The sequence below is a fragment of the Paenibacillus sp. A3 genome (assembly GCF_001399685.1).
GTDB lineage: Bacteria > Bacillota > Bacilli > Paenibacillales > NBRC-103111 > Paenibacillus_G.
In genome coordinates, this window is sequence record NZ_JTHN01000213.1 from 1 (window position 1) to 10,259 (window position 10,259).

The 10,259-nt window shown below is 53.3% G+C and carries 10 protein-coding genes and 2 riboswitches; of the genes, 7 read left to right on the forward strand and 3 right to left on the reverse strand.

What is annotated here, in order from left to right; translation table 11 throughout:
- On the forward strand, positions 1-341 hold a 341-nt coding region (locus tag QJ48_RS28580; RefSeq protein WP_272948163.1), incomplete at its 5' end, for a cation diffusion facilitator family transporter.
- Positions 342-687: 346 nt separating this feature from the next.
- Here QJ48_RS28580 and QJ48_RS28585 read toward each other — a convergent pair.
- Complete coding sequence (locus tag QJ48_RS28585; RefSeq protein ID WP_054976780.1) at positions 688-1,965, reverse strand: NAD(P)/FAD-dependent oxidoreductase; 1,278 nt, start codon at positions 1,963-1,965, stop codon at positions 688-690.
- 334 nt (positions 1,966-2,299) lie between these two features.
- Entirely contained in the window at positions 2,300-3,247 is a 948-nt protein-coding gene (locus tag QJ48_RS28590; protein WP_054976781.1) for a tyrosine-type recombinase/integrase, read from the reverse strand.
- A gap of 126 nt (positions 3,248-3,373) precedes the next feature.
- Here QJ48_RS28590 and QJ48_RS28595 point away from each other — a divergent pair, with 126 nt between their 5' ends.
- The gene (locus QJ48_RS28595; protein WP_237763096.1) at positions 3,374-3,988 is read left to right on the forward strand and encodes an HD-GYP domain-containing protein; all 615 of its coding nucleotides are present in this window, start codon (positions 3,374-3,376) and stop codon (positions 3,986-3,988) included.
- 48 nt (positions 3,989-4,036) lie between these two features.
- Here the strand turns inward: QJ48_RS28595 and QJ48_RS28600 are convergent, their stop codons facing one another.
- Positions 4,037-5,368 (reverse strand): hemolysin family protein, encoded by a 1,332-nt coding sequence (locus QJ48_RS28600; protein WP_054976783.1) that lies wholly within the window; start codon positions 5,366-5,368, stop codon positions 4,037-4,039.
- 740 nt (positions 5,369-6,108) lie between these two features.
- On the opposite strand from QJ48_RS28600, the gene QJ48_RS28605 reads away from it, so the two are divergent.
- The 5 genes from QJ48_RS28605 to QJ48_RS28620 form a co-directional block, all read left to right on the forward strand.
- The gene (locus QJ48_RS28605; RefSeq protein WP_237763097.1) at positions 6,109-6,465 is read left to right on the forward strand and encodes a gamma-glutamylcyclotransferase; all 357 of its coding nucleotides are present in this window, start codon (positions 6,109-6,111) and stop codon (positions 6,463-6,465) included.
- 203 nt (positions 6,466-6,668) lie between these two features.
- Positions 6,669-6,866: riboswitch (cyclic di-AMP (ydaO/yuaA leader) on the forward strand.
- 151 nt (positions 6,867-7,017) lie between these two features.
- A riboswitch (cyclic di-AMP (ydaO/yuaA leader) is annotated at positions 7,018-7,206 on the forward strand.
- 131 nt (positions 7,207-7,337) lie between these two features.
- Entirely contained in the window at positions 7,338-7,751 is a 414-nt protein-coding gene (locus QJ48_RS28610; RefSeq protein WP_054976785.1) for a hypothetical protein, read from the forward strand.
- A gap of 141 nt (positions 7,752-7,892) precedes the next feature.
- A complete protein-coding gene (locus QJ48_RS39550) occupies positions 7,893-7,970 on the forward strand; it encodes a potassium-transporting ATPase subunit F (protein ID WP_100085834.1) in 78 nt (25 codons plus the stop codon).
- A gap of 42 nt (positions 7,971-8,012) precedes the next feature.
- On the forward strand, positions 8,013-9,692 hold the full coding sequence (kdpA, locus tag QJ48_RS28615) for a potassium-transporting ATPase subunit KdpA (protein ID WP_054976786.1): 1,680 nt from the start codon (positions 8,013-8,015) through the stop codon (positions 9,690-9,692).
- A gap of 34 nt (positions 9,693-9,726) precedes the next feature.
- Positions 9,727-10,259, forward strand: a 533-nt coding sequence (locus QJ48_RS28620) for an HAD-IC family P-type ATPase (RefSeq protein WP_157261783.1), incomplete at its 3' end; no start/stop codon positions are given.

A 10,259-nucleotide genomic window follows, 5' to 3' on the forward strand; every position in this document is an offset into this window, starting at 1 on the left:
CGATCCTGGATGCGGCCGCGGCGCTCGCCGTCGGCTTGGTCATCTGCAAGACGGCGTGGGACGTATTCATCGATGCCGCTCACGCGCTAACCGACGGGTTCGACGATAAAAAGCTGGAGGTGTTCCAGCAGACGGTGCATCAGACGCCCGGCGTAGAGCGGATCAAGGATATCCGGGCCCGGGTGCACGGCAGCAGCGTGCTGCTGGACGTCGTCGTGGAGGTCAGCGCCGAGCTGTCCGTCGGCGAAAGTCACGAAATCAGCGACGAGATCGAGAAGCGGATGCTGGAGGAGCATCAGATCGGAAACGTGCACGTTCATATCGAGCCTTATGTCGAATAGAAACGGGAGTTCCTTTTTAACGAAGGGACCCCCGTTTTTTGTTTATTTTATGTTCCTTTCAGGTTAGCGTCATAAATTCGTAACAATTGAAATTTACAATGAAAGTAATTCACAGATTAGACACAGATAAAAAGAGTGTAGGGAGGAATGCATCATGATCCATGCTTTAAAGTCCATCGTAAAAGGGTTTCTGTTCGGTCTTATTGCTATCGGGATGCTGCCTTACTTGGTGGTTCAAGCGCTGACTGAGCTGTAACCTGTCGACAAGCCGCTCATCATAAACCGAAAGAGGATGGCCTGCGGGCCACCCTCTTTCTTCGTGTTTTTGGGAAAAGAGACCGGGCTTCTACGCTTCAAGCGCGCCTTGCGCGGCCTGTGCGGCAAACGTCCCTGCCGTATAGCCTGTGGCGAAGGCCGCCGTGATGTTGTAGCCTCCGGTATACCCGTGGATGTCGAGAATCTCACCGCAAAAGAACAGCCCTTCCATAAGCTTCGACCCCATCGTCCGCGGATCGAGCTCCTTCAAATTCACCCCGCCTCCGGTGACAAAAGCCTCCTCGATCGACAGCGTCCCGTTCACCTGCACGGGGAACGTTTTGATCCGTTTGCTTAATTCCATCCACGGCTGTTTCGGAATATTATCGTACGTCGTTTGCTCGTCCAGTCCGGCTTGCCGGAGCAGAAGCGGGACGAGGCGTTCGGAGACATAGCCCTTCAGCACGTTTTTGACCGCTTTTTTCGGCTCGCTTTTAGCCAAAGCCATCGTCTCGTCGTAGATCTCCTGCACGCTTTTGTCCGGATGCAGATCAATGGTGGTCAGCACCTGTTTCTCCGCCGTTTTTTGCCGCTCCTTCACGACAAATTGACTGCACCGCAGCGCAATCGGGCCGGATAGGCCGAAATGGGTAAACAGCATGTCGCCCTGATGGGAAATGATTTTCTTTCCCTTGGCATTCCAGACCGTAAGCTCCACGTTCCGCAGCGACAAGCCTTGGAGCTCGCGGCTCTTGATAAAGGGCTCGCCGGACGTCAGCGGAACCTCGGTGGGAAACAGCGGCGTGATCGTATGTCCCGCATCCTCGGCCCAAGTGTAGCCGTCGCCGGTCGAGCCGGTATGCGGCACCGATTTGCCTCCGCTGGCGATGACGACGCATTTGCCGGCGATCGTCTCACCCGTCCGAAGGCGAATGCCTGCGGTGCGTCCGTCTTGATAAAGCACTCGCTCCACCGCGCGGTTTACTTTAATGTCCACGCCTTGCTTGCGGACTTGGCCGACGAGCGCGTCCACGACGGTCTTGGCTTTATCCGTAACAGGAAACATCCTCCCATTGTCTTCTTCCTTCAGCCGGATGCCGAGATTTTCGAAAAAAGCGATGATTTCGCGATTGCCGAAGTGGGCGAGCGCACTGTGCAAAAACCGTCCGTTGCCCGGAATATGCTTAATAATCTCATCGATTTCCTTCGCGTTCGTGACGTTGCACCGGCCTCCGCCGGAAATGCCGAGCTTGCGTCCGAGCTTGTCCCCTTTATCGACCAGCACGACGCGGGCGCCCTGCCTGCTCGCAGCAATACAGGCCATTAAGCCTGAGGGTCCGCCGCCGATGACGATAACATCGTACTTCATATCAATTCTCCATTCTGTTCCTGCTCATGAAGCGTCTTTGCTAGTATTATAGCCCAAAACGAAACGATCCCAAAATGGCTGCGGAAGACGGCTGACGCACGAAAGAAACAAAGAGCGGGCCGCAAGCGGTTGCGGCCGTTCGCGGGCAACGACGGACGGTGGAAAATGGGGTGCTTTTTCATAGGCGATACGTTACAATGGGGTTCGTACAATTTGTGTTGTTCGACATTTATTTATGAAATTCATACTATTTCTACAAATATTTCTTTTTTGTATTATAGTCAATATTAACCAATGAAACAAGAGAATTATGGAAAAACATAGGATGAAATGCCTATAAGCTATCTTTGAAGCAGTCTTCGACATAGTCGGGGGCCGCTTTTTTAATTTGCTGGACCGTATGGAGATAGCGCTGCGTGGTGTTGATGTGCGTATGCCCGAGCGATTCCTGTACCTGCTGCAAGGAAGCGCCGCGCAGGAGGGCGAGAGTCGCGTTCGTATGGCGGAGCCAGTGAGGGGTCGCCTTCTTCTCCATACCGCATTGCTCGCGGGCTTTCTTAATAATTTTCTCGACAATCCGGACGGATAAAGGGAACAGCTTGTCATCCGGACCGGACGACCCCGGCCTCGTTGCATCATAAGCTTGAAGCAGCGTCCACAGCATGTGCGGCACCTTGACTTCGCGTTCTTTATCGCCTTTGCCACGAATCGTAAGCCACATGGAAGCACCTTCGGGGTCCGTGTGGAAATGGTTCCACTGGATCGAAACCAGCTCCGATACCCGGATGCCGAGCAGCACCAGCGTGACTCCAATGACGTAATCGCGCAGCCCTTGCTGCTTTAACTGCTCGAACAAACGAAGCACTTCGGCCTTCGTCAAATAATGATTTTTACTGTTCACGGGGATTTTGGGAATGCGGATGCAGGTGGTCGGGTTATGCTTGAACATGCCGATGTTCGGGTCGCTGCCCCACTTGTAAAGCGAGCGCAGAGGCGCAATATGTATGGCCACCGTCGCCGGAGCTTGGGGCTTGTTCGCGCGGCTTAACAGCCCTTCAAGCAGGCCGATTTTATAGACCTCAATTTCCCGCCAGGTCACGTCCTGTAAGGATTTATCGCCGATAAAGCGGCGGAATTTGGCGATCGCGTTGCGGTAATTTCTCATCGTATACGGGGATCGGGAGCAAGTCGTCAGAAACATGTTGACGATTTGTTCGTCCGTGTATTTTTCTGTTGGTTTCAATTGTTCGGGAAGATGGATTTGAGCGAGCAGGGTTTGCATAAAGTCTCCTTTCTTTTTCGAACAACACAAATTGTACGAACTCTATTGTATCACGCCTGACTACGGAAAGGAGGGGCTTGAAGGATTTCGGCAGGGCGCGACACATGGGCTGAGGAGGGGTAACGCGTGCGGGATCGTTTAGTCACTCAAGAGTTGGTTCGGTTAATGGAAAAGGACGTCGATACCTATGAGCATAGTCTGCGGGTGGGGAAGCTCGCAAAGAGCATGGCGCTGATGATGCGCCTGAATCTTGCGCAGACCCGGCAATTGGTGATCGGATGCTGCTTACACGACATCGGGAAAATCTACATGCCCGACTCGATTCTAAAAAAAGATACGTCGCTCACGGAAAGAGAATGGAGGATGATGAAGCAGCATCCGGTACTGGGGGCGGATATATTGAAAATTCATGCGCCGGAGGAGCAGGCGATCATCGACATCGTTGAATTTCACCACGAGCGATGGAACGGAACCGGCTATCCGTATGGCTTAAGCGGGGTGGACATTCCGGCGTTCGCCCGGATTTGCAATATCATCGATTCCTTCGACAGCATGCTGTCCGACCGGCCCTACCGTTCAGGAATGTCGCTGGAGGAAGCGAAGGAAGAGCTGCGCCGGCACAGCGGCACGCAGTTCGATAAGCAGTATGTAGAAGTGTTTCTGCAAATGCCGGGAGAGATGCTGCACCACTCTTACGCGAGACGCGAAGGTGTCAATTCTATCGTCCAATCTTCAACATAAAAAAGTGAGGTCCCCCGAGGGGCCTCACTTTCGCGTTCAAGCAATTTATTACGCCGATTGCGTTTGCGAATCCGATTGCAGCTTGCGGACGGCGAGCCTTGCGATTCGCAGATCGTCCGTTTCCTCGATAACGAACTCGAATTCGTTCTGGTAAACGACGCTCTGTCCATGCTTGGGAGGAAGCTCCACCTGCGAGTACATCCATCCGCCGATCGTATCGTAGTCCTCGGACTCGATTTCCAGACCGAACTGATCGTTCACTTCGTCGATTAACATCAGACCGTCGATGGAGTAGTTGAATTCGTCTTTTTTCTCCACCCGAGCCCGTTCATCCGGGTCGAACTCGTCTTGAATTTCGCCGACGATTTCTTCCAAAATATCCTCCAGCGTCACCATGCCCGAAGTTCCGCCGTATTCGTCGATGAGCAGGGCAATCTGTACTTTTTTCCACTGCATTAGCTTGAGCAGCCTGCTGATCGGCATCGAATCCGGCACTTTGGCGATCGGACGCACAATCGAGCGAAGCTCGGTCAGCGCGCCGTTCGACTTCATCAGATCCTTGATATGAACGAAGCCGATAATGTTGTCTTTATCCGGGTCGCATACCGGATAACGGGTACGCATTTCGCGATGCGCGATTTCCATGTTGTCCTCGAACGGCAGATTGGCATACAAGCAGGCCATTTCCGTCCGCGGGATCATAATTTCGCGCGCGTTCGTTTCGGTAAATTCGAATATATTGTCAAAAAGCGTAAGCTCCGTATTGTCGATGAAGCCGCTTTTATGGCTTTCTTTCACTAAGACGCGGATTTCCTCTTCCGTATGGGCCGATTCGTGCTCTGTGGCCGGCTCAATGCCTGCGCGCTTCAGCATCCAGTTCGACGCGCCGTTCAGCATCCAGATGAAGGGGTACATCAGCTTGTAGAAAATGATCACCGGCAGCGCGGACCAAAGCGTCACGTTCTCCGACTGGCGGATCGCGTACGTCTTCGGGAACTGCTCCCCGAGCGTAATATGCAGCGCGGTAATAAGCGAGAAAGCTACAAAGAAGGAGATCGTATGAATGACGACGGGGCTTAAGCCGAGCCAATCTTTAAGGATCGGTTCGAGAAAAGCGGCGATAGCCGGTTCTCCGACCCAGCCGAGTCCCAGCGACGCAAGCGTAATGCCGAGCTGGCAGGCGGATAAATAAGCGTTCAGGTTGCCCGTAATTTTTTGCGCGAACCGCGCGCTCACATTGCCGCTTTGGGCGAGCGTATCAATGCGGCTGTTTCTTACTTTGACCATGGCGAACTCCGCGGCGACAAAAAAGCCGTTCAGCAGCACCAAGACGATAATGAGAACCGCGTTAAACAATAAAGGTAACGGGTCACTACTCAAATATTCCCTATCCCCTGCGTGAGGTGGATAGGTACACCTCCCTTAAACATTCAAATAATAGACAAAAATAAAGATTGCTTATAATCCATTATACTCGGAACGCATACCGGCGCTCAAACGGCGAGCGGGGCACTCCGAGGTATGCACGGGGTGTGCGGACTCCGAATCGCGAGGTATTAACGAAAATCCCCCCATTTGCTGCGAATTTGTTCGTTTTCGTGCGAAAATGACGAAAACTCGATTGATTTTTAAATTCAAACGGATTGTTGGGTTGACATCCGGGACGAGCTATGGTAAATTTATTCGATATTCGCAAGAATATACTTAAACCCTCATACAACCCCTACACGGAAGATTTTCCTCGAGAAAGCAGCGTTATTTCCGCACATGTTTAATCGTTTATTCAAGGAACTCCCATGATTAGGAATTGTTGTAACACTGATTCACACTGGCGCGGTCTTCGGAGCCGCAAGGATGGAAGAGAGGCAGGGCTTTCATTGTTTTAGTATGCGCAGCATCATGTACAGAAATTGGATTTGCTTGGGGTAAGGAAGGGTAACCGGTGTTTTTAAACGGCCAAAGAAGGCTCGGTCAGGGACAAATCCGCTGACGGAGCTTTTTTTGTTGCCGTGGAGCCGGCCATTCCGGCAAAAATTTCCGTCCCTAATACATTTCTAACAGTTTTCCCCTATAGTTAAGCTCAAACGGCATTCCAGAGAAAAGAGGTTGCGGAATTGAATGTGTTCGTTTATGGCGTCGTTTCCTTAAATCACCAAGACAACCCGTTTATTTCCAGGCATTCACAGCTTCTGAGCGACGAGGCCTGGGTGAGAGGCGTTCTGTACGATACCGGACTCGGTTTTCCCGCATTAACCTCCGGGGAAGACAAGGTGAGCGGCAAGCTGCTGGCGATGGGGGATGTCGCGTTTGAAACCGTCTCGGAATTGGCGTCGAATTTTAACCGGATGAACCCGCCGTACCGCTTCGAGCTGAAGTCCGTTCAAGTGTTTGTGGGAGCGGTAACCTACGAGGCCTTTGCTTATATGTACTCCTCCGGCCATGGCTTGTTGCGGATTGAGAGCGGGATCTGGCTGTAGCCGGGAACGGAGTGCTGAGAAAAAGATCACGATTTATGAAAAACGAAGAAATAGTGAGATTTGTAGAGATTGGAAAAGAACCATATCTGAGAAAGCGCTCTTATGTGCCCGAACTTCCCCTATTTCGCTCCAGAGCCATTCCCGCCGTTCTTTACAGTTGCTTCCGACAAGCGTAATATTCAATTCATAAATTTACAGTTTCCAAATTCTTATCGCTTAATTTCCGCTTCGTGCGGAAAGCGGGGGAACCACAAGGGAAGCCTGTGCTGCCGGTGTGAGAGCCGAAAGCCATGCGTCCCCGGGGTGAATCCTCATCGTGCATGTGAAGCATGCACTGGGGTAGGGCGACTCTCACCGCCCGAATCCGTCAGCTAACCTCGTCAGCGTTGGATCGAACAGCCGTTAACGGCTGTTCGAATGGAGAGAGGATGATGAAGCTTGTGATCGTATAGCGACCACAGGGCTCCTGCCTCTGTGGTTTTTTTATTGCCTTTTTTGGAAAAACGGAACATTAGTTCCATTCGTAAACTTATTAAAAATGCAGCCATTCCATGCAGTATATCGCTGAATTCCCGGCTCGCCGGGAAGCGGGGGAACCAACGGGACAGGACGGCGCGTTAGGCGCGCCGATCCCATCCCATGGGGTGAATCTCTTCGCGCTTGCCTTGCAAGCGCTGGGGTAGGGCGACTCTCACGCCCGAATCCGTCAGCTAACCTCGTAAGCGTATAGAGAGAGGCAACGATTGTCGTGAGCTCATAGGACACGGTATGTTTCACCGTGCCTTGGAAGCCGCGGGAAGAGTCACCTCTTGCCCAAGGCTTCTTTTTTGTTGCCTTTTCTCCTGGAGTGAACAGGAGGAGAACGAGAAAAAATGACCAAAGCATCATCCGGCTATATTCTGGTGTCGGCGCCGAATAAGGCGGGAGAAAATTTTATCCGCGAGCTGCAAAGACGGCAGCTTCGCCTCGCGGCTCTTGCCAACAGCAAGGCCGAGCATAGGAAGCTGGCCGGGCTTGGCGTCGGGAACGTGGTGACGATCGACACGTCGGGCTGCGAGTCGTGGACCGTGCCGCAGTTTGCGGTCAACCGGGTATTTTTATTCGAGAAAAGCCTGAACTTGTCGTGCCGGTACATTCAGATTTGCCGGACGTGGACGAACGGGCCGATTTACCTGATTACAAGCAATCCGAGCCCCCGGCTCGTATATAAGGGGCTTGGCGCGCATCATGTCATTTATACGAACGGCGACGATGTCGGATTTTTGATAGATGGCCATTTGGAGTAAACGGGCGCAATCGCCCGGAAGGAGGCGTTGGAAAGTGGCGGACTTGTACATGGTATTGCTGTTGGCTGGAACCTACGTGGTGTTCTGGGGCTTTCTGACCTGGTGCAGCCGGGTAACCGAGGAATCGGGAGGGGACGGGCGATGATCGTCATCGGAGGATTGACTTTATTCGTATTCATCTATTTGGCGTATGCCTTGATTCATCCGGAGAAGTTTTAACGATCCGGATTCGGCTTGTTCATTAAAGGAGGTTTGGACCCCGTGGGTATTTTGCAAATAGCCATTGTCATAGGGATTCTGGTGCTGCTGGCGAAGCCGCTCGGCACTTATTTATATCATGTCTTTTCCGGCGAGGCCAATCGTACGGATCGCTTGTTCGGATGGGCGGAGCGGCTGATCTATAAGCTGATCGGGCTGCGCGAACGCAAAGGGATGACATGGAAAACGTACGGACTTAGCTTTATCGTGACCAATCTTGTGCTGGTGGCCTTAGGCTATTTGCTGTTAAGGCTGCAAAAGCTGCTGCCGCTCAATCCGAACGGCATTGACAATATGGAGCAGACCTTGTCCTTCAATACGGTCATCAGCTTCATGACGAACACGAACCTGCAGCATTATAGCGGGGAGTCGGGACTTTCTTATTTGTCGCAAATGGCTCTAATCACCATGATGATGTTTACTTCCGCGGCGACGGGGCTGTGCGTGGCGATCGCCTTTATCCGCGGCGTCACGACCAAGGGCAAGACGCTCGGCAACTTCTACGAGGATTTCGTCAAAGCGCACACCCGTGTGTTTCTGCCGTTTGCTTTCGTTGTCACGCTGGCGTTGGTTGCTTTGCACGTGCCGCAGACGCTGCAGCCGACGATCACCGTTCAGACGCTCGAAGGGGCGGAGCAGCAAATTGCGATCGGACCGGTGGCGTCGCTGGAATCGATTAAGCACTTGGGAACGAACGGCGGAGGCTTCTTCGGCGTCAATTCGTCGCACCCGTTCGAGAACCCGAATCCGCTGACGAACGTGATCGAGATGCTGTCGATGTGGTGCTTGTCGGCGGCGCTGCCGTACACCTACGGGTTGTTCGCGAAAAACCGGAAGCAAGGCTGGGTTATTTTTTCCGCGATGCTCATTCTATTCGTGCTGTTCCTGTCGCTGGTCTACACGTCCGAATTAAACGGTAACCCGGCGTTGAACAAGCTGGGCATGGACGCTTCCCAAGGCAGCATGGAAGGCAAAGAGGTGCGCTTCGGCATCCCGATGTCGGCCTTGTTTACGACCGTTACGACGGCGGCCACGACCGGCTCGGTCAACAACATGCACGATACGCTGACGCCGCTCGGAGGCATTACGCCGCTCGCGCTGATGATGCTGAACTGCGTGTTCGGCGGCAAAGGCGTCGGCCTCGTCAATATGCTGATGTACGCCATTCTGGGCGTTTTCCTTGCAGGTCTGATGGTCGGACGGACCCCGGAATTTCTGGGGCGGAAGATTGAGGCCCGTGAGATGAAATTAATTGCCATTGCGATTTTGGCGCATCCGTTTATTATTTTGGCGCCGACGGCGATTGCGCTTGCGACTGAGCTTGGCAAAGCGGCGATCACGAATCCGTCGTTCCACGGTATCTCGCAGGTGCTGTACGAATATACGTCATCGGCGGCCAATAACGGCTCCGGCTTCGAGGGTCTGGGCGACAATACGGCGTTCTGGAACATTACGACCGGCCTTGTGATGCTGTTCGGGCGCTACATCTCGATGATTGCGCTGCTTGCCGTGGCCGGTTCGCTAAGCCGCAAGCAATGGGTGCCGGAGACGGTCGGTACGTTCCGTACGGACAACGGCTTGTTCGTCGGCATACTCGTCGGAACGGTGCTGATTATCGGGGCGCTGACGTTCCTGCCGGCCATCGTGCTTGGGCCCGTGGCCGAGCATTTGACGCTGCGTTAAACGTGAAGATCGCGAAGGAAGAGGGGAGTTACCCATGAGTTCGAATCGAAAAAGCATGCTGTCCGGACCGATCGTCCGGAATGCGATAAAAGAAAGCTTCGTGAAGCTGAATCCGGTCACGATGATGAAAAATCCGGTGATGTTCGTGGTCGAGGTAGGCACGCTCGTCGTGCTGTTAATGACGCTGCTGCCGGGGTATTTCGGAACGGAAGAGAGCGTCGGCTTCAACTTCACCGTGTTTGTCATCCTGTTGTTCACGGTGCTGTTCGCAAACTTCGCGGAGGCGCTCGCCGAAGGGCGAGGAAAGGCGCAGGCCGACTCGCTTAAGAAATCGAAGAAGGAAATTACCGCGAATAAAGTGACGGGAGCCGGCGTGAAGCAGGTTCCCTCCACCGAGCTGCGGAAGGGCGATATTGTCATCGTATCCCAAGGCGAAATGATTCCCGGCGACGGCGAAGTAATCGAAGGGCTGGCGTCCGTGGACGAATCGGCGATCACCGGGGAATCGGCCCCGGTCATTAAGGAGGCCGGAGGCGACTTCAGCTCGGTGACCGGGGGGACCCGGGT